This is a genomic window from Azospirillum sp. (genome assembly GCF_035627195.1).
Lineage (GTDB): Bacteria > Pseudomonadota > Alphaproteobacteria > Azospirillales > Azospirillaceae > Azospirillum.
Window position 1 is genome coordinate 23,669 of record NZ_DASPMG010000243.1, and the last position, 19,236, is coordinate 42,904.

At 72.0% G+C, this 19,236-nt stretch carries 19 protein-coding genes; 12 read left to right on the plus strand and 7 right to left on the minus strand.

Annotation, left to right across the window (positions count from 1 at the left end; genetic code table 11):
* Positions 1-21: 21 nt before the first annotated feature.
* Positions 22-1,299, minus strand: coding sequence for a cystathionine gamma-synthase family protein (locus tag VED21_RS21975; RefSeq protein WP_324886029.1), 1,278 nt, complete (start codon positions 1,297-1,299; stop codon positions 22-24).
* A gap of 166 nt (positions 1,300-1,465) precedes the next feature.
* On the opposite strand from VED21_RS21975, the gene VED21_RS21980 reads away from it, so the two are divergent.
* The gene (locus VED21_RS21980) at positions 1,466-2,416 is read left to right on the plus strand and encodes an MBL fold metallo-hydrolase (RefSeq protein WP_324886031.1); all 951 of its coding nucleotides are present in this window, start codon (positions 1,466-1,468) and stop codon (positions 2,414-2,416) included.
* Positions 2,417-2,656: 240 nt separating this feature from the next.
* Here the strand turns inward: VED21_RS21980 and VED21_RS21985 are convergent, their stop codons facing one another.
* The 3 genes from VED21_RS21985 to VED21_RS21995 all read right to left on the minus strand — a co-directional run bounded on the left by VED21_RS21985 (position 2,657) and on the right by VED21_RS21995 (position 5,165).
* Positions 2,657-2,851, minus strand: coding sequence for a DUF2783 domain-containing protein (locus tag VED21_RS21985; RefSeq protein WP_324886033.1), 195 nt, complete (start codon positions 2,849-2,851; stop codon positions 2,657-2,659).
* A 14-nt stretch (positions 2,852-2,865) separates the two neighbouring features.
* Positions 2,866-4,527 (minus strand): FAD-dependent oxidoreductase, encoded by a 1,662-nt coding sequence (locus VED21_RS21990; protein ID WP_324886035.1) that lies wholly within the window; start codon positions 4,525-4,527, stop codon positions 2,866-2,868.
* 101 nt (positions 4,528-4,628) lie between these two features.
* Positions 4,629-5,165, minus strand: a complete 537-nt coding sequence (locus VED21_RS21995; RefSeq protein ID WP_324886037.1) for a MarR family winged helix-turn-helix transcriptional regulator — start codon at positions 5,163-5,165, stop codon at positions 4,629-4,631.
* A 145-nt stretch (positions 5,166-5,310) separates the two neighbouring features.
* Between VED21_RS21995 and VED21_RS22000 the strand changes: the two genes are divergently transcribed.
* The 4 genes from VED21_RS22000 to spt all read left to right on the plus strand — a co-directional run bounded on the left by VED21_RS22000 (position 5,311) and on the right by spt (position 9,782).
* Positions 5,311-7,026 (plus strand): fatty acyl-AMP ligase, encoded by a 1,716-nt coding sequence (locus VED21_RS22000; protein ID WP_324886039.1) that lies wholly within the window; start codon positions 5,311-5,313, stop codon positions 7,024-7,026.
* Positions 7,023-7,967 carry an NAD-dependent epimerase/dehydratase family protein gene (locus tag VED21_RS22005; RefSeq protein WP_324886041.1) on the plus strand — a complete coding sequence of 315 codons (945 nt, stop codon included), beginning with the start codon at positions 7,023-7,025 and terminating at the stop codon, positions 7,965-7,967. Before VED21_RS22000 ends, VED21_RS22005 begins: the two co-directional genes overlap by 4 nt.
* Positions 7,968-8,214: 247 nt before the next feature.
* Positions 8,215-8,460: an acyl carrier protein gene (locus tag VED21_RS22010; RefSeq protein ID WP_414638265.1), complete on the plus strand. Its 246-nt coding sequence runs from the start codon at positions 8,215-8,217 to the stop codon at positions 8,458-8,460.
* Between the two features lie 5 nt (positions 8,461-8,465).
* Positions 8,466-9,782, plus strand: a complete 1,317-nt coding sequence (spt, locus tag VED21_RS22015; protein ID WP_324886043.1) for a serine palmitoyltransferase — start codon at positions 8,466-8,468, stop codon at positions 9,780-9,782.
* Here spt and VED21_RS22020 read toward each other — a convergent pair.
* The 3 genes from VED21_RS22020 to VED21_RS22030 are packed head-to-tail and all read right to left on the minus strand — an operon-like array spanning position 9,700 to position 12,781.
* Positions 9,700-10,587 carry a hypothetical protein gene (locus tag VED21_RS22020; RefSeq protein ID WP_324886045.1) on the minus strand — a complete coding sequence of 296 codons (888 nt, stop codon included), beginning with the start codon at positions 10,585-10,587 and terminating at the stop codon, positions 9,700-9,702. The genes spt and VED21_RS22020 overlap by 83 nt on opposite strands.
* Positions 10,584-11,552 carry a diacylglycerol kinase family protein gene (locus VED21_RS22025; RefSeq protein WP_324886047.1) on the minus strand — a complete coding sequence of 323 codons (969 nt, stop codon included), beginning with the start codon at positions 11,550-11,552 and terminating at the stop codon, positions 10,584-10,586. The genes VED21_RS22020 and VED21_RS22025 overlap by 4 nt, the downstream gene beginning before the upstream one ends.
* Positions 11,549-12,781, minus strand: coding sequence for a CDP-alcohol phosphatidyltransferase family protein (locus tag VED21_RS22030; RefSeq protein WP_324886049.1), 1,233 nt, complete (start codon positions 12,779-12,781; stop codon positions 11,549-11,551). Before VED21_RS22030 ends, VED21_RS22025 begins: the two co-directional genes overlap by 4 nt.
* On the opposite strand from VED21_RS22030, the gene VED21_RS22035 reads away from it, so the two are divergent.
* From VED21_RS22035 to VED21_RS22065, 7 genes are read left to right on the plus strand one after another with little or no spacing between them, the layout of a single operon-like run.
* Positions 12,755-13,684: a metallophosphoesterase gene (locus VED21_RS22035; RefSeq protein ID WP_324886051.1), complete on the plus strand. Its 930-nt coding sequence runs from the start codon at positions 12,755-12,757 to the stop codon at positions 13,682-13,684. The two genes, VED21_RS22030 and VED21_RS22035, sit on opposite strands and share 27 nt — an antisense overlap.
* A 53-nt stretch (positions 13,685-13,737) precedes the next feature.
* Complete coding sequence (locus VED21_RS22040) at positions 13,738-14,160, plus strand: HIT family protein (protein ID WP_324886053.1); 423 nt, start codon at positions 13,738-13,740, stop codon at positions 14,158-14,160.
* A gap of 38 nt (positions 14,161-14,198) precedes the next feature.
* Entirely contained in the window at positions 14,199-15,386 is a 1,188-nt protein-coding gene (locus VED21_RS22045; protein ID WP_324886055.1) for an LptF/LptG family permease, read from the plus strand.
* On the plus strand, positions 15,383-16,456 hold the full coding sequence (lptG, locus tag VED21_RS22050) for an LPS export ABC transporter permease LptG (RefSeq protein ID WP_324886057.1): 1,074 nt from the start codon (positions 15,383-15,385) through the stop codon (positions 16,454-16,456). Before VED21_RS22045 ends, lptG begins: the two co-directional genes overlap by 4 nt.
* Positions 16,457-16,487: 31 nt before the next feature.
* Complete coding sequence (locus tag VED21_RS22055; RefSeq protein WP_324886059.1) at positions 16,488-17,261, plus strand: sterol desaturase family protein; 774 nt, start codon at positions 16,488-16,490, stop codon at positions 17,259-17,261.
* Entirely contained in the window at positions 17,258-18,412 is a 1,155-nt protein-coding gene (locus VED21_RS22060) for a dATP pyrophosphohydrolase (protein WP_324886061.1), read from the plus strand. Before VED21_RS22055 ends, VED21_RS22060 begins: the two co-directional genes overlap by 4 nt.
* On the plus strand, positions 18,409-19,212 hold the full coding sequence (locus VED21_RS22065) for a nucleotidyltransferase family protein (RefSeq protein WP_324886063.1): 804 nt from the start codon (positions 18,409-18,411) through the stop codon (positions 19,210-19,212). The genes VED21_RS22060 and VED21_RS22065 overlap by 4 nt, the downstream gene beginning before the upstream one ends.
* Positions 19,213-19,236: the final 24 nt, after the last annotated feature.

Consider the following 19,236-nt stretch of genomic DNA (forward strand, 5'->3'; position numbering starts at 1 on the left):
GGCCCACATGCGGGAGTGACGTCACCGCAGCGCCTGTTCCAGGTCGGCCACGAGGTCCGCCGGGTTCTCGATGCCGACGGAGATGCGGATGGTGGCGTCGGTCAGCCCGATCTCCTCCCGCATCTCGCGCGGCACGCCGGAGTGCGTGGTGGACGCGGGGTGGGAGATCAGCGTCTCCGTCCCGCCCAGGCTGACGGCCAGCTTCATCACCTGCAGCCGGTCGAGGAAGGCGAAAGCCTCCTCCTCCGCGCCCTTCACGTCGAAGGAGAAGGTGGAGCCGGGGGCGACGCACTGGCGGTCGAAGATCGCCCGGCGCGGATCCTGCGGCTCCAGGAAGCCCAGGTAGTGCACGGCGTCGATGCGCGGGTGGTCGCGCAGGTATTCGGCCACCGTGCGCGCGTTCTCGTTGGCGCGCTCCGTGCGGATGCCCAGCGTCTCCAGCGAGCGCAGCAGCATCCAGCAGGAATGCGGGTCCAGTTGCGTGCCCAGCGCGCCGCGCAGCAGGATGATCTTGCGGATAAGCTCGTCCGACCCGCACACGCCGCCGGCCACGAGGTCGCTGTGCCCGCCCGCGTATTTGGTGAGGGAATAGACGGCGAGGTCGGCGCCATGCCGCAGCGGCTTCTGGTACATCGGCCCCATCAGCGTGTTGTCCACGGCGATGGGCGGCCGGTGGCCCTGGGCGCGGCCCAACTCGTCCGCCACCGCCGCCACCGCGCGCAGGTCGACCAGCCCGTTGGTGGGATTGGCCGGCGTCTCCAGCATGATCAGCGCGACGCGGCCGATGGCGCGGGCGCGCTCGGCCGCTTCGGCGATCTGAGCGGGGTCGGTGCCGTCGGCGAAGCCCACCGGCGTGATGCCGAAGTTGGTGAGCTGGTTGCGCATCAGCGTCTCGGTCCCGCCGTACAGCGGGCGGCTGTGCAGCACCGTGTCGCCCGGCCGCAGGAAGGCGAACAGAATGGTGGAGATGGCGGCCATGCCGCTGGCGAAGACGGCGGCGCGCTCCGCCTCGTCCCACACGGCGAGGCGGTCCTCCAGGATCTCGAAGTTGGGGTTGTTGAAGCGGGAATAGACCAGCCCCGCCTTCTCCCCCTCGCGCGGCCGGCGGCGGCCGGCGGTGAGGTCGAAGAAGTCCTTCCCCTGCTGGGCGTTCTCGAACACGAAGGTGGAGGTCAGGAAGATCGGCGGCTTCAGCGCCCCCTCCGACAGGGCCGGGGAGTAGCCGTACCCCATCATCAGCGTCTCCGGGTGGAGGCGATGGTTGTTGAGCGTGCGGTGCTTGTAGTCGTCCTCGGTCATGACGTCTCCCTCCGGTCCATGATCCTGACATGGGGTGCGGACGGGGACGGGGCGATCAGCCTTCCGGCCAGATCATGGCAGACGCGCGGCACGAAGGCGTTGAATTGTTTCATTTGAAACGATACGTTCGGCCAAACGCCGATATCGCCCATATAAAGGAGGGATCATGTCCAAGGCATTCGCCTCGCAGGCCGACCTGGAGGAGAAGAAGGTCAGCTTCGACAAGCTGTCCGACAACGCCTACGCCTACACGGCGGAGGGCGACCCCAACACCGGCATCGTCATCGGCGACGACGCGGTGATGGTGATCGACACGCAGGCGACCCCGGTGATGGCGCAGGACGTCATCCGCCGCATCCGCGAGGTGACCGACAAGCCGATCCGGCACGTGGTGCTGTCGCACTACCACGCCGTGCGCGTGCTGGGCGCCTCGGGCTACGCGCCGCAGCAGATCATCGCCAGCCAGGACACCTACGACCTGATCGTCGAGCGCGGCGAGGCCGACATGGCCAGCGAGATCGGCCGCTTCCCGCGCCTGTTCCGCGCCGTCGAATCCGTGCCCGGCCTGACGTGGCCGACCATCGCCTTCCGCGGCGAGATGACCCTGTGGCTGGGCAAGCTGGAGGTGAAGATCCTTCAGCTCGGCCGCGGGCACAGCAAGGGCGACACGGTGGTCTGGCTGCCGCAGCAGAAGATCCTGTTCTCCGGCGATCTGGTCGAATACGGCGCCACGCCGTACTGCGGCGACGCCTACTTCACGCACTGGCCGGCGACGCTGGACGCCATCGCGGCGCTGAAGCCGGAGAAGCTGGTGCCCGGCCGGGGTGCGGCGCTGACCACGCCCGAGCAGGTGAAGGAAGGCCTGGACGGCACCCGCGCCTTCGTTTCCGAGCTGTTCGCGGAAGTGAAGAAGGGTGCGGCGGCCGGCAAGGACCTGAACGCGGTGTACAAGGACACCTACGCCGCGCTGAAGCCGAAGTACGGGCACTGGGTGATCTTCGACCACTGCATGCCCTTCAACGTCACCCGCGCCTACGACGAGGCCACGAAGTACCCCGACCCGCGCATCTGGACCGCCGAGCGCGACCAGGAGATGTGGCGCACGCTGGAAGGTTGACGTCTGTTTCTCCCTCCCCCTGCTCCGCAGGGGGAGGGAAGCCTGCGAAGCAGGCAGGGTGGGGGCAACGGCCTTCGAGGATCCGCGGCCCGTAGGTTGGGTCTGGACCCAACACCGTCCGCGACGCGAAGGGCGTTGGGTTTTTGCTGGCGCTCAACCCAACCTACGCGTGGATCCTCGGGAAGGCCGTTGCCCCCACCCTTCCCTCCCCCGCCGGAGGCGGGGGAGGGAGATAAAGCGTCACACCCCTTGTCGGGCGATGCGCATGGCGTCCTTCAACACGTCCATATCGCCGACGTGGTTGGCGAGCAGCAGGACGAGCTTGGCGTTCACCATGGCGCTCTGCTCGGCGCTGAGGTCGCGGTGGGTGTCGATCAGCGCCTCGTAGAAGTCGTCGGGGCTGGCGAGGCGGTTGTCGGTCACGAGCTTGGACATGGACACTTCTCCGATCACAGGCCGATGGCGCGGTTCAGCGCGGCGGTGAGCTTGGACGCGTCGAAGGCGCGCCAGCGGGCGGCGACGTGCTGGTCGGGCCGCACGAGGTACACGGTGCCGGGCTTGGCGTCGTAGCGCTCGGCGAAGCGGCCGTTCACGTCCACCAGCGCGTTGGCGCCGGCGTCGCGGCGGCGGTCGGTGACCACGTGCCACGCGAACGGCACCTTGCCCTTCTCCAGCCCGGCCATGGCGTCCGCCACCTCGGCCGGCACCGGCTCCGACCCGGCGTAGTAGAGCGCCACGAAGCGGTTGCCCAGCTTGTCCATCAGCCAGCCCGCACTGTGGTCGGCCGTTTCCACCGGCGCGTCGGTGGCCGGGGCGCCGGGCACCATCTTGCCCGCGAACGCCGTCTCGTCCGGTGTGTTCAGGCGGCTGTCCACGTAGGTGGTCGGCGTCGACAGGCGGCCGGAGTTGACCAGCGAGCGGGCGAACGGATGCTCGGCGGCGAGGCCCAGCACCGCGTCGCGGAAGGTGCGGCTCATCTCGCTCTTGGGCGTGATGAAGTCGGTGGAGCGGGTGGAGTTCAGCAGGTTCTCCTTGGCCGCCGCCACGCGCTCGTCCGAATAGGTGTCGAGCAGGCTGTCGGGCGCCAGCCCGTCCATCACCAGCTTCAGCTTCCACACGAGGTTCTCGGCGTCCGGCACGCCGGAGTTGGCGCCGCGGGCGCCGAAGGGCGACACCTGGTGCGCGCTGTCGCCGGCGAACAGGATGCGCCCGGCGCGGAAGTTCTCCAGCCGGCGGCACTGGAAGGTGTAGACGCTGACCCACTCCAGGTCGAACTCGGTGTCCTCGCCCAGCATGGCCTTCAGGCGCGGGATGACCTTCTCCGGCTTCTTCTCCTCCTCCGGATCGACGTTCCAGCCCAGCTGGAAGTCGATGCGCCAGACGTTGTCGGCCTGCATGTGCAGCAGCGTCGACTGCTTGCGGTGGAACGGCGGGTCGAACCAGAACCAGCGCTCCGCCGGGAAGTCGGCCTTCATCACCACGTCGGCGATCAGGAAGCGGTCCTGGAACACCTCGCCCACGAAGTCCAGGCCCAGCATCTTGCGGATGGAGGACTTGGCACCGTCGCAGGCGATGACCCAGCCGGCCTCCAGCGCGTAGACGCCGTCCGGCGTCTCCACCTGCACCAGGACGCTGTCGTCCTGCTGCTTCACCGACAGGACGCGGGACTTCCAGCGGATGTCGACCAGCCCGGTCTTGCGGGCGTCGTCGATCAGGTACTCCTCCAGGTAATACTGCTGGAGGTTGATGAAGGCGGGGATCTTGTGGTCCGGCTCCGGCAGCAGGTCGAACTGGTAGACCTGGCTGTCGCCGTGGAAGACCTTGCCGACCTTCCACACCACTCCCTTGTCGATCATCCGCTGCGCCGAGCCCAGGCGGTCCCACACCTCCAGCGCGCGCTTGGCGTAGCACACGGCGCGGCTGCCGATGGAGACGGTGTCGTCCTCGTCCAGCACCACCACCGGCACGCCCTTGCGCGCCAGGTCGAGCGCGGCGGTCATGCCGACCGGGCCGGCGCCGACCACGACCACCGGATGGCGCTTCACGGTGCCCGTGCGCTGCTCCTCCGATTGGACGTAGGGGAACTTGGGATACGAGTATGTGGAGAGCATTTTTGGCGTTCCTCCCAACAGGATTATTCCCGGACGATACAGTTTCATCCGAGACGTTTTCAAGTGAAAACATCGACCCTGCCGGCAGTGCGCCGCGCGGTTCAATCCCCCCCGGTCACCCCCTCGGCGACCCCGGTGGCGACTTCATCCGCCAGGGCGGCGATGCGCTCCTTCGGCAGGGCGGCGATCTCCCCGGCCTGGGCCTCCAGCTTGGCGAAGACGGCGTCCAGGTGGGCCTGCTCCTCCGGCCCCAGGGCCGACATCAGCCGTGCCTCGATGGCGCGGGCCAGCGGCACGATCTGCTCGTAGACGCGCCGTCCCTTGGCCGTCAGGCTGACCTGCGCGGTGCGGCGGTCGGCGCGCCCGGTGCCGCGCACGATCAGTTCGGTGTCCAGCATGCGAGCCATGGCGCGGCTGACCTGCACGCGGTCCATGGCGGTGAGGGAGGACAGCGTGGTGCCGCTCAGCGTCTCCCCGTCCTCCAGGCCGCCCAGCACCGCGATGATCCGCCATTCGGGAATGGTGAGGTCGAAGCGGTCGGCGTAGAGCTTGGCCACCGTGTGGCTGACCGTGGTAGCGAGCACGTGCAGGCGGTAGGGCCAATGCCGCTTCAGGGTGAAGGTGTTCGGACCGGCCATCGCGTTCGCCCTTGTTTCGTTCATCCTAGCACGCACCGAACGTCCGTGCGAATGCAACAGTTTCCAGTGAAATAATCGCAAAGCGGCCTGTGGAGCAACGGGTGGGGAGCGGTGTTATGCAGCAGCACCGCCCCGGATCCTGGACATGCCCGACCCCACCCCCTCCACCTGCCCCCTGCCCCTGCGCGCGGCCGATTTCGCGACGCTGACCGACGCCCTGGACTACGCGGCGCAGAGCGAGCGCGGCCTGAACTTCCATTCCGGGCGCGGGGACCTCGTGGAGGCGCTGCCCTACGGCGCGCTGCGCGAGCAGGCGCGTTCGCTGGCCCGGCGCATGCTGGGGGCCGGCTTCCGGCCGGGGGAGCGGATCGCCCTGATCGCGGAGACGGACGGCGACTTCGTGCGCGCCTTCTGCGCCTGCGCCTACGCCGGCCTCGTGCCCGTGCCCATGCCGCTGCCGCTCGCCTTCGGCGGGCGCGAGGGGTACGTGGCGCACATCCACGGCATGCTGCGCACCGCGGGCGTGGCGGCGGCGCTCGCCCCGGCGGCGCTGGTGGCGTGGGTGGCAGAGGCCGCCGAGGGGCTGGGCCTGCGCGCGGTCGGCGACCCGTCGGTCTTCGATCGCGCACCGGAGGACGCGAGCGACCCGCCGGCGGCCGGCCCCGACGACGTCGCCTACCTGCAGTTCTCGTCGGGCAGCACGCGCTTCCCGCTGGGGGCGGCTGTGACGCACCGCGCGCTGCTGGCCAACGCGCGGGCGATCATCGAGCACGGCCTGCGCATCGCCGCGGGGGACCGCTGCGTCTCCTGGCTGCCGTTCTACCACGACATGGGGCTGGTGGGCTTCCTGCTGACGCCGCTGGCCGCACAGATCTCGGTCGACTACCTGCCGACGCGGGAGTTCGCGCGGCGGCCGCTGACGTGGCTTTCCCTCATCTCCCGGAACCGCGGCACGCTGTCCTTCAGCCCGAGCTTCGGGTACGAGCTGTGTGCGCGCCGCGCCGCCACCCTGATTCCGGAGGGGATCGACCTGTCCTCCTGGCGGGCCGCCGGCATCGGCGGCGACATGATCCGCCCGCACATCCTGGCAGGCTTCGCCGAGGCCTTCGCCCCGCACGGCTTCGACCGGCGGGCCTTCGTTCCCAGCTACGGCATGGCGGAGGCGACGCTGGCCGTCAGCTTCGCCCCGCTGGACACCGGCGTGACGGTGGACCGGGTGGACATGGACCGGCTGGAGGACGAGGGCACGGCCGCCCCGCCGGGCGACGGCGCGCGGGCGCGCGACTTCGTGCTGTGCGGGCCGCCGCTGCCGGGCCACGCGGCGGAGGTCCGCGCCGAGGACGGCACGGTGCTGGGCGAACGCCGGCTGGGCCGCATCTTCGTGCGCGGCCCCAGCCTGATGCAGGGCTATGCCGACCGGCCGGAGGAGACGGCGCGCGCGCTCTCCCCCGACGGCTGGCTGGACACCGGCGACCTCGGCTACCGGACCGGCGGGCAACTGGTGATCACCGGCCGCGCCAAGGACCTGATCATCGTCAACGGCCGCAACATCTGGCCGCAGGACCTGGAGTGGAGTGCGGAACGCGTCGATGGACTGCGCAGCGGCGACGCCGCCGCCTTCTCCATCGACCATGGGGAAGCCGAGCGCATCACCGTGCTGGTCCACTGCCGCACGACCGATCCGGCCGCCCGCGCCGCGCTGAAGGCCGCCGTGGCCGGCGCCCTGCGGGCCGAGCACGGGGCGGAAGCCGACGTGCACCTCGTCCCGCCGCACAGCCTGCCGCAGACCTCGTCGGGCAAGCTCAGCCGCAGCCGGGCGCGGCAGCTCTTCCTGGCAGGGGCATTTGGGGCGGGGGCGTGACCCGGCTGGCGGCGGTCACCGGGGGCACCGGCTTCCTGGGGCGCGCCGTCGTCGCCGCACTGGTGGCGCGGGGGTGGCGCATCCGCCTGCTGGCCCGCCGCGACCCGGCCCACCCACAACTCCCCGACCATGAGCCGGAGGCGGTGTTCGGCACCCTGGAGGACGGCGAGGCGCTGCGCCGGCTGGTGCGCGGCGTCGACGCCGTGGTGCACGCTGCGGGGCTGGTCAAGGCGCCGACCGCCGCCGCCTTCCAGGCGGTGAACCGGGACGGCAGCGGCCGGCTGGCCGAAGCACTGGCCGCCGGGGCGCCCGGTGCGCGGCTGGTCCACGTCTCCTCCCTGGCGGCGCGCGAGCCGCAACTCTCGGCTTATGCGGCCAGCAAGAGGGCCGGCGAGGACGCTGCCGTCGCCGCCTGCGGCGGGGCGTCGTGGGTGGTGGTGCGCCCGCCGGCCATCTACGGCCCCGGCGACCGGGCGACGCTGGCCGTGTTCCGCGCCGCGCGCGGCCCGGTGGTGCCGCTCTTCCACGGCGCGGACGCGCGCGTCTGCCTGATCCACGTGGAGGACGCGGCCGACGCCATCGCCGCGCTCTGCGCCGGCGGGCCGTCCGGCCGAGTCCTGGAGATCAGCGACGAGCGGCGCGACGGGTACCCCTGGCGCACCGTGCTGGAGGAGGCGGCGCTGGCCGTGGGCGGCGCGCCCCGGATCGTCCGGGTGCCGGCGCCGGCCGTGCGGCTGGGCTGTGCCGCGGCGGAAACGGCGGCGCGGCTGATTGGCCGCGTGCCCATGCTGTCGCCCGGCAAGGCGCGGGAGATGCTGCATCCCGACTGGTCGTCGGCGCCCGAGCGGCAGCCGCCGCCGGAGGTCTGGTCGCCGCGCATCGTGCTGCGCGACGGCTTCGCCGGCACGGTGCAATGGTACCGCGAAGCGCGGTGGTTGTAGACGCCGCGGCCCGGCCACGCCACAGGCGGCGGCGGCGCGAAGTCCACGCGGGAATGAATCGGGTGTTGCCCTGTTATGGCAGGGTTCAGGCCATGGCACCCCTTGGCATGCACGCAATTCTCTTACGGCAACCCCTTTGAAATGTTTGAAGGAGGTCGAAAACTCTTTACCCTTCGGTCGCGATTAACCATGGCCCGCCGACACGCCTAGTCCCTGCACGTTCCATCCAGCCACCCAGGCGCGAAGCATGACGCAGAACAACACCATCATCGACGTCATCGTCGGCATGATCGGCGAACTGCCCCACGGCATCCAGGGCGTGGGCCCGCAGACGAACATCATCAGGGATCTGGGCCTCGACTCCCTGACCGTGATGAACTTCGTCATGGCGCTGGAGGACCACTTCGACGTGTCGATCCCCATGGACCGTCTGGCCGACATCGAGACCGTCGGCGATCTGGCCGCGGCCATCGCCGACCTCAAGGGGCGTTGAGCCGGATGGGGATCCTCGACAAGTTCCGGCCGTTGCGGGAGTCGTACGACGCCCTGCGGGCCGCCGGCCACGACCCCTTCTCCGTCTGCTTCGACGAGGCGCTGTCGCCGAGCGAGGCGATGCTGAACGGCCGGCGGGTGATCCTGCTGGGCACCAACAACTACCTGGGCCTGACCTTCGACCCCGACTGCATCGACGACGCGGCCGAGGCGGTGCGGCACGCCGGCACCGGCACCACCGGGTCGCGCATCGCCAACGGCACCTACGGCGGCCATGCGGAGCTGGAGCGGCGGCTGGCCGCCTTCTACGGCTGCCGGTCGGCGATGGTGTTCTCCACCGGCTATCAGGCGAACCTGGGCATCCTGTCCACCGTCGCCGGGCGCGGCGACCACATCCTGATCGACGGCGACAGCCACGCCAGCATCTACGACGGATGCCGGCTGGGCAGTGCCGAGGTCATCCGCTTCCGCCACAACGATCCGGACGATCTGGCGCGCCGCCTGCGCCGCCTGAAGGACGCACCCGGCAGCCGCCTGATCGTGGTGGAGGGCATCTACAGCATGCTGGGCGACACGGCCCCCTTGAAGGAGATCGCCGCCGTGAAGCGCGAGTGGGGTGCCCACCTGCTGGTGGACGAGGCGCACTCCATGGGCGTGCTCGGCCGCCGCGGGCGGGGGCTGGCGGAGCAGGCGGGGGTGGAGAAGGACGTCGACTTCATCATCGGCACCTTCAGCAAGAGCCTCGGCGCCGTCGGCGGCTTCTGCGCCTCCAACCTGCCGGACTTCGACGTGCTGCGCGTGGCCTGCCGGCCGTACATGTTCACCGCGTCGCTGCCGCCGTCGGTGATCGCGTCCGTGCTGCGGGCGCTGACGCGGATCGAGGAGGATCCGGGGCTGCGCGCCCGGCTGAACGCCAACGCCCGGCGGCTCTACGACGGGCTGGCGGCGCAGGGGTTCAGCCTGGGGCCGCAGGTGAACCCGATCGTCTCCATCCGCATGCCGTCCATGGAGGTGGCCATCGCGTTCTGGAACGCGCTCCTGGAGGCCGGCGTCTACCTGAACCTCGCCCTGCCGCCGGCCACGCCGGACAACGTGCCGCTGCTGCGCTCCAGCGTCAGCGCCGCGCACAGCGCGGAGCAGATCGACGACGCCGTCGCCGCGATCACCGGCATCGGGCGCGAGCTGGGCGTGGTCGAGGCCCCGGCGCCGCGTGCCCGCGCGGGCGTGCGCTGGGACGCCGTCAGCGGATCACGCCCTCGCGCCAGAGGCGCAGGAGCAGTGCCGGAGCGGCGAGGATCGGGTGCCGGCGCTGCCAGCCGGTGATGCGCACGGGGCGGCCGGCGTGCCGCTCCAGCTTCCACAGGATGTAGTCGACGCCGTTCTCGAAGGTGAAGGCGGCCTTGACAAGGCGCAGCAGGTTCAACCCCTTGCCCGGCCACCGCCGCAGCAGCCAGCGCCGCCGCGCGGATGCCCGGTCGCGGGGCGACGGCTTCCCGGCCAGGGCAAGGGGTAGCAGGCGGTCGTAGCGCGCCGCCGCCCAGGCATACAGCTGGTCGGGCCGGTCGCCGCGCTCGGCCCGCAGCTCGGCGCCGTAGGTGTGGCGGAACAGGGCGGTCCAGAGATCCGCCGGGGTGCCGCCCTCCGGCCCCAGCAGAACGGCCCAGCCGGCCGCCGTCACCACCGCCCGCGCCACGGCGTCGACCACCGCCGCCCGGCTGGCCGCGTCGCGCGCGTGCAGCAGCGCCGCCGGCTGGCAGAAGCGCGCCCACACCGTGGTGTCTATGCCCTGCCCCCGCACGGCGCGCGCGAAGGCCGCGGTGCTCATCACCGCCACCTTGGCCCGCACCGTACCGCTGGGACCCGGCACCTCCAGATAGGACACGGTGGGCGGCAGCGCGGCGTTGAGCAGCGCCGGCCACGCCCGCCCATGGTAGGCGCGCGGCGAATCCGTCAGGACGTAGAGGTCGAGGATCCCGGCGGCGTCCCCCGTGCGCAGGCAGGAGCCGTAGAACAGCACCGCCGCCACGCGGTCGCCATGGCGGGCGAGGATGGCGTCGGTCATGACGCGCGCCTCGGCCATCGCCGGCCGGTCCAGCTCTTCCGCGATGAGGTCCCTGAGGGCGCTCATGGCCCGCCCATCGGCTGCACGAAGCCGACGCGGCGGTCGGCGGACAGGAGAATCCCGCCCAGCCCCGGCGCGAACAGCTCGCCATCCACCACGAAGGGGTGCGCGAGGTCGATGGACAGTTCCCGCGCCCGGTCGCTGGCGTAGCCGGCCGCCGGCATCCACGGGCGCGGGCGCCCGCGCAGCACCGGCAGCAGCGCCGCCGCCAGCCGCCGGGGCGGGGCGGCGATGTCCAGCCAGCGGATCGCCCCTTCCCCCGCCCCCCAGAACGGCGTCAGGTTGAGGACGAGGCGGTCGAGCGTGGTCGCCAGCGTCAGGAAATGCCGCCCGGCGCGGGGCGGGGTGCCGTCCACGCCGACGGTCATGTCCTCCCCCGCCAGCAGCGCCCGCCGCTGCCGGCCGAACAGCGCGGTGCCGGCGGTGGCGGCGATGGACAGGGCCACCGCGGCGGCGTCGTTGAACCCGGCCCGGTGGACGTGGCTGTAGGCCAGCCGCGTCCCCGCCGCGAAGGCGGCGGCGCCGAAGAGGAAGCCGCGCAGCCGCCGCTCCGGCTCATCCCGCCATGCGATCTCCAGCACCGGCCATTCCACCCGCGCCAGGGTCCGGCCGCGCGCCGCGTCGATCAGCCGGCGCAGGGCCGCCGGCCCGTCGCCGAAGCGGCCGCCCACGCGGCTGACCACACGGGCGGCGAGGTTGATCTTGCCGGCCGGCAGCAGGGCGATGTCCGGCTCCTCCCCACCGTAGGCCTGCGGAAGGGCGGTCAGCACCTCGCGCAACGTGCCGTCGCCGCCGCTGACGGCGACGACGCGCACCTCGCGGCGGCGGAACTCGGCCAGCGTGTCGCGCAGTTCGGCCGGCGTGCGCGGCCGGGCGTGCGGCAGGTCGCGGAAACCGGCCGCCGCCGGGTCGAAGCCGCCGTCGCGGTTGTGCCGGCTCAAGGGGTTGACGATGACGCCGACGCGGGTCATCGCGCCAGCCAGGACACCAGCGGCCCGCGCCGCCGCGCCGCCAGCGCCTGCACGATCTGCACCGTGTGCATCAGCAGCGAGGCCACCGTCCACGCGGCGACCGCCAGCATGCCCAGGTCCGGCCGCCCGGCCACGGCACCCAGCGTCAGCAGGATCAGGTTCGGGTTGCGCCGCGCGGTGATCAGGCGGAACCAGCTGTCGAAGGGCCGCCAGATGTGGATCTCCAGCTTGAACAGCGCGATGAACAGCCCCTCCTGCACGCGCTGGAGGACGTAGCCGCCGGCCACCACCGCCAGCACCAGCCCCGGCTGTTCCAGCGCCATCCCAGCCGCGCCCAGCCCGATGATCCACGCCCAGTACCAGAAGGGCGGGTGGATCAGGTCGATGCCGTGGTCGAAGACGTTGCCCAGCTTGGTCGAGGTCAGCGTGACGCGGGCCAGCTTGCCGTCCACCGTGTCCAGGAACGTCATGCCCCAGGCCATCGCGAGCCCGGTCAGGAACCAGCCCTGCCAGAACGCCCCCATGGCGAGCAGCACCAGCACGAGGCTGAGCCACGTCACCGCGTTGGGCGTCACGCCGTGCGTCGCGCACCAGCGGGTGACGCGCAGGGCCGGCGCCGGCCAGACGTGCTTGGTGACAAGGTCGGTGACCCCCTTGTAGGAGCCGGCGAACATCCGCCGCTCCACCTCCGGCCGCGTCTCCTCTGTCAGCGGCAGCAGGTAGGGCGCCTCCCGCTTGCGCAGCGCGTCGTTGTAGGCGGAGCTGAGCGTCGCCGGACCGACGGCGCGCAGGCCCGCCGGCAGCGGCCCGCCACGCGTCAGCAGCGCCGCGGCCTCCTCCACCCTCGGCGCGTCGACGATGGCGGCGACCGGCGTGCCCGCCCCGGTGGTCAGCACCGTGTTGTCGGCGCGGGCGAGGTCGGCGATCAGCACCGCGTCGAAGACGTGGTCGTCGCGCACCAGCAGGTGCCGGCGGCCAGGAACGGGCGCGTCCGGCCAGGACCGCACCTCCGCCACACCGGCACGCGACAGGGCGCGGCGCAACCGCTCCGCCGGGGTCATGCCCCACAGCCGCACCGGGCAGGCGCCGAGGATCAGCGCCACCGGCGGCATGTCCGTGTCCACGGGGCCGCCGTTTCGGGGGCCGCCGTTTCGGGTCAGGGCCGGATCGGCGACGTCGCTCACCGCGTTGTTGTCCTCGTCATGCCCCTGCCCTTCCGTTTCGCCCATTTCTCCGATCCGCACCTGCCGCTAGCGCCCGGCTGGCCGGCCCGGCTGCGCACCCTGGCGGGCAAGCGGCTGCTGGGCTTCCTGTCCTGGCGGCGCAAGCGGCACCGCATTCACCGGCCGGAGGTGCTGGCCGCCCTGCTGGCCGACGTCGCCGCGCACGCCCCCGACCACATCGTGGTGACCGGCGACCTGATCAACATCGCGCTTCCGGACGAATTCGACCGGGCGCGCGACTGGCTCGAACGGGTAGGCCCGCCAGAGCGCCTGTCCCTGGTACCGGGCAACCACGACGCCACCGTCCGGGTTCCCTGGAACCTCGGCCTCGGCCGCTGGCAGCTGTGGATGGCGGGGGATATGGCGGGGGACGAGGCCGAAACGGCCCTGCCCTTCGTGCGGGTGCGCGGGCCGGTCGCCTTCGTCGGCCTGTCCACCGCGGTGCCGAGCCCGCCGTTGCTCGCCACCGGCCGCGTGGGGGCGGAGCAGGCGGCGCGGCTGGAGGAAGTGCTGCGCGACCTCGGCCGCCGGGACCTGTTCCGCGTCGTCCTCATGCACCACCCGCCGCTGCGCGTGGGCGGGTCGGAGCGCACGGCGTTGACCGACCGCCACCGCGTACAGGCGGCGCTGGCGCGCGCGGGGGCGGAGCTGGTGCTGCATGGGCACCACCATCGCGAGCACGTCGGGTACCTGCCGGGGCTGGCCGGCGCCATCCCCGTGGTCGGCGTTCCGTCCGCCTCGGCCGCGCCGGTCGGGCGCGTGCAGCCCGCCCGCTGGATCCGATTCACGGTCGAGCAGCCGGAGGACGGGCGCTGGCGCCTCGCCGCGCTGGTCCGGGGGTATGACGGGGCAGGTTTCCGCACCGAGGCGCGCTTCGCGGTGCATTACCCGGATGTTGGGCCGCGCTGACGCTTGGCGCCAACCTACGGCACCCCATTCTTATGGTCATGTCGAACGCGACGATGCGGAAGTTCGGGCATCCGCGCACCGTAGTGGCGGAAACGGCGCACTGGACCGTGCTGGCACGGCCGCAGCAGGTAACGCTGGGCTCGCTCGTCCTGGCCTGCCGGGAACCGGCGACGGCCTTCGGGCAGGTCAGCCCCGCCGCCTTCGCCGGCCTCCAGGGCGCGGTGGCGGGGGTGGAGGCGATGCTGAAGGGCTTCGTCGGCTTTGAGAAGATCAACTACCTCATGCTGATGATGGTGGACCCGGACGTGCATTTCCACGTTATCCCGCGGTACGAGGGGACGCGCCGCTTCGAGGACCTGGAGTTCCCGGACGCCGGCTGGCCCGGCCCGCCGGCCCTGGGCGCGGCCGTCGAGCCGGACGCGGCGGTGCTGGAGCGCATCGTGGCGGCGCTGCGCGCCCGGTGGACCGGCGCGTAGGGCACCGGCCCTGCCCGATGCCGACAGGGAGTTCCGCGTTGCGCACGATCGACCGGTACATCCTTGTCCAGACCGCGCGGCCGCTGGGCATCTCGCTGGCCGTGGTGCTGCTGGCGCTGGTCCTTGAGCGGATTCTGCGCCTGTTCGACCTGCTGGCCCACCAGGGCAAGCAATTCGACCAGATCGCCGGGATGGCCATGAACCTCGTCCCGCACTACCTGGGGCTGGCGCTGCCCGCGGCCTTCTTCATCAGCATCTTCCTGGTCGCCGCCCGCTTCGCCGAGGACAGCGAACTGGACGCCCTGCGCGGCTGCGGCCTGTCCCTGCGGCGCTTCAGCCGGCCGTTCCTGTGGCTGGGCGTGCTGCTGGGCGGCTTCAGCATAGCGCTGTACGGCTACATCCAGCCCTATTCCCGCTACGCCTACCGGGCGATCTTCCACGCCGTCACCAACGCGCCGTGGGACGCGTCGGTGGTCGCCGGCACCTTCATCGACGCGGGTGGCGGCTACACCATCTACGCCGACCGCACGGACCCCGACGGCCAATGGCTGGAGAACGTCTTCGTGCACGAGGCGCAGCCCGGCGGCGCGGAGGTCGCCACCACCGCCCGGCGCGGCGGCCTGCAGCTCAGCGACGACGGCCAGCACCTGCGCCTCGCCCTGCAGAACGGCGTGCAGATCCGCACCAGCGTGGAGCGCAAGGATTCGGTCGCCGCGTTCGAGCAGCTGACGCTGGACCGCCGCTTTCCCCGCGACATCCCCCTGTTCCGCGCGCGCGGCGACAGCGAGCGCGAGTTGACCATGCGGGAGCTGCGCGACGAGTGGCGGAACCCCGCCTCGACGATCCCGCAGGGCCGGCTGCGGGCGGAGTTCAACGCGCGCCTCGTCCGCTCAGCCTCGCTGCCCTTCCTGCCGATGCTGGCGGTGCCCATGGGCATGGCGGCCAAGCGTTCCTTCCGCTGGCAGGGGATCGCCGTGGCCGCGGTGATCCTGCTGCTCTACCACCACGTCATCCAGTTCGCCGAGAGCATGGCCGACCTCGGCCGGGCCGACCCGATCCTGAGCCTGTGGGGTCCCTTCGCGCTGTTCGCCGCCGGCTGTGCCACGCTGTACGTGCTGGCCGACCGGCGCCCCGGCGCCAACCCGTTCGCGGCGCTGTTCGAGCGGGTGGACATCGTCTTCGGTGCGATCCGCCGCCTGCGGCCCCGGCGGAGGGCGGTGCAGTGACGCTGACCGGCTACTTCACGCGCGCCTTCGCCGGGCGCTTCCTGGCCGTGCTGCTGGCCTTCGCCGGGCTGCTGCAGCTGCTCGACCTGCTCGACAAGGCCAGCGCGGTGCTGGAGCGCGGGCGGGGGGCGGCGGACGTGCTGACCTACGTCGGGCTGCGGCTGCCGATGTTCCTGAACCAGTTGGTGCCGCTGGCCGTGCTGATCGGCGCGCTGACCGCCTTCCTGTCGCTGGCGCAGCACAACGAGATCGTCGCCCTGCGCTCCGTCGGCGCGTCACCCTGGCGGCTGCTGCGCAGCCTGCTGCCCACAGTGGCGGTGATCGCCGCATTGCACGTCCTGCTGCTGGACCAGATCGTGCCGCGCGCCGAACAGGCGCTGCAGGACTGGTGGGCGGCGCGCCCGGCGCCCGCCACGGACGACAAGGAGCCGGCGAAGCCGGTGTGGATCCGCGCCGGGGCCGGCATCGCCTCCATCACGGCGGTGCACGACGGCGGCCGGCGGCTGGACGGCGTCACCGTCGTCCTGCGCGACGAGGAGGGGCTGGCCAACGGCCGCCTGACCGCGCGCGAGGCGCGGTGGGAGGACGGCGGCTGGACGCTGCACGAGGTGGACACCCTGACCATCCTGCCCAACGGCGTGCAGCGCGCCGGACACCGCGACCGCATGCCCTGGCCGGACGGGCCGGCGCCGGAGAACGTCGCCTTCGTCGCCAACCCGACGGAGTTCCTGTCGGTCCGCCGCATCCTGTCCATCATGGAGGGGGCGTGGTCCGGCACCCGCAACCGCGCCTATTACGAGACGCAGGTGCAGAAGCTGTTCTCCATCCCCGCCTCGTCCTTCGTCATGCTGCTGCTGGCCCAGCCGGCGCTGCACGGCATCCGGCGCGGCGGGGCGCTGGGCTCCGGCCTGGCGGCCGGGCTGGCGCTGGGGCTGCTGTTCCTGGTGTTCCAGGGGTTCCTGTCGGCGCTGGCGGAGGCCGACGCGCTGCCGCCGGCGCTGGCCGTCTGGCTGCCGCTGGCGCTGTTCGCCTGCATCGGCGGCGCGGTTCTCCTGTACCTGGAAGAGTAATGGGGAAGAGTGATTGGGAGGAGTGACGGGCATGGCCGGCTGGCACGGGCGGACCTACGACCTGGGGCGGATGGGCCTGCGCGACCTGCTGGCGGCCTACGCGACCTACCCGGCGATCCAGGTCTATGCGGCGATGGCCGTGCTCGGCACGGTCCTGGCGGTGGTTTGGACGGAGGACGGCGTCCGCACGGCTCTGGCGGCGCTGCTGATGGTGGCGCTATACCCCTTCGTCGAATACGGGCTGCACCGTTTCATCCTGCACGGTCGCTTCCTCTACAAGTCGCGGCTGACGGCGGCGCTGTGGAAGCGCATCCATTTCGACCACCACCAGGACCCGCACAAGCTGGAGGTGCTGTTCGGCTCGCTGGCCAACACGCTGCCGCTGATTCTGGCCATCGCGCTGCCCGTCGGCTGGGCGGTGGACGGGCGGGCGGGGGCGGGGGCGGCGCTGGCCTGCGCCACGGCGCTGATGTGCGTGTACGAGTTCTGCCACTGCGTGCAGCACCTGAACGTGAAGCCGCGCAACCGCCTGCTGCTGCGCATCAAGAAGTTGCACCTCGCCCACCACTTCCACGACGAGACGGGCAACTTCGGCATCACCACGCCGCTGGTGGACCATCTGGCCGGCACCCACCGCGCCGACCCGCGCGACCGGCCGCGCAGCCCCACCGTCTTCAACCTGGGCTATGACGTGGAGGAGGCGAAGCGCTACCCCTGGGTGGCGGAGCTGACCGGCGCCCCGCCGCGCGACCGCCCGCCCAATGATGGAAAACCGGGACCTCGGGAAGAGGCGGTGTCGCCATGACCGACCTGCTCAACCGGCCGGCCGCCGGGGCCGCGTCGGACATCGAAATATTGCCGGTGGCCGGGCGCGCGGAGCTGGAGCGCTTCATCCGCCTGCCCTTCGCGCTGCACCGCGACGATCCCCATTGGATCCCGCCCTTGCTGATGGAGCGGCGCGACGCGCTGTCGTCGTCGAAGAACCCCTACTTCCGCCACGCCGAGGCGGCTTTCTGGATCGCCCGGCGGGGCGGGCGCGACGTCGGCCGGGTCAGCGCCCAGTTGGACCGGCTGGCCGCGCCCGGCACCGGCCACTTCGGCCTGCTGGCGGCGGTGGACGACCCGGCCGTGGTCGGCGCCCTGATGGACACGGCGGAGCGCTGGCTGCGGGCGCGCGGCGCCACGCGCGTGCTCGGCCCCTTCAACCTGTCGATCAACGAGGAGACAGGGCTGCTGGTGGACGGCTTCGACACGCCGCCCATGCTGATGATGGGGCACGACCGCCCGTATCTCGGCCGGCTGCTGGAACGCGCCGGCTATGCCAAGGCCAAGGACGTGCTGGCGTACCTGAGCGAGGGGCCGGAGTTGCCGGCCGGCGTGCGGGCCATGGTCGCCCGGCCGCTGCCGCCCAACGTGCGGATCCGACCGTTGCGCATGGCCGACTACCGGCGCGAGGTGGGCGCCTTGACCGCCATCTTCAACGACGCCTGGAGCGGCAACTGGGGCTTCGTCCCGCTGACGGCCGACGAGATCGACCACATGGCCAGGCAGATGAAGCCGCTGATCGACGAGCGGCTGGTCTGGTTCGCCGAGGTGGACGGAGAGCCGGCGGCCTTCGCCGTCTGCTTGCCCAACCTGAACGAGGCGATCCGCGATCTGGACGGCCGCCTGCTGCCGTTCGGCTGGGCCAAGCTCCTGTGGCGGCTGAAGGTGTCGGGGGTGCGCAGCGCGCGGGTGCCGCTGATGGGCGTGCGGCGCAAGCACGCCGACAGCCTGCTGGGCGGCCTGCTCGCCTTCCTCATCATCGCCGCCGTGCGGCGGGAAGCGGCGGCACTGGGCCTGCACCGCATCGAGATGTCCTGGATCCTGGAAGACAACGTTCCCATGCGCCGCATCGCCGAGGCGGTGGGCGGGCGTCCCTACAAGACCTACCGCCTGTACGGAAAGGCGCTGTGAACGGTTCCGTTACAGCCCCCATCACGGCCATCGTGCTGGCCGGCAGCCGCGGTCCGGCCGACCCGGTGGCGGTGGCGGCCGGCGTGTCGCACAAGGCGCTGGCGCCGGTGGCCGGCGTGCCCATGCTGGCACGCGTCCTGGCGACGCTGGCCGCCGTGCCGCGCGTCGGCCGCACGCTGGTGGCGATCGAACGGCCGGAGCTGCTGGGCGCCCACCCCGCCTTCGTCCCCTTCCTGTCCGGCGGCGCCGTCACCGTCCTGCCCGCGGCCCCCTCGCCCAGCCGCAGCGTGCTGGCGGCACTGGACGCGGTGGAGGCGCCCTTCCCCTGCCTTATCACCACCGCCGACCACCCGCTGCTGACGCCGGAGATGGTGGAGCACTTCTGGGCTCGCCTGCCGCCCGATGCCGACGCCGCAGCCGCACTGGCGCGGGCGGAGACGATCCGCGCCGCATACCCGGACAGCCGCCGCACCTATCTGCGTTTCAAGGACGGCGCCTGCAGCGGCTGCAACCTCTTCGCCCTGCGGACGGAAGCCGCGCGCCGGGTGGTGGCGTTCTGGCGGCGGGTCGAGCAGGACCGCAAGCGGCCCTGGCGCATGGTCCGGCGGATCGGCCTTTTCCATCTTCTCTCTTTCGCGCTGGGCCGTCTGACACTGGACGACGCGGTGGCGGCGCTCGGCCGGCGCACGGGTGCGGCGCTGGCGACGGTGGAGATGCCCTTCGCCGACGCCGCCGTGGACGTCGATCGGCCGGAGGACCTGGCCTTGGCCGAGGCGGTTTTGACGAAGAGAAAGGCGTAGGTTGGGTTGAGCGCCAGCGAAAAC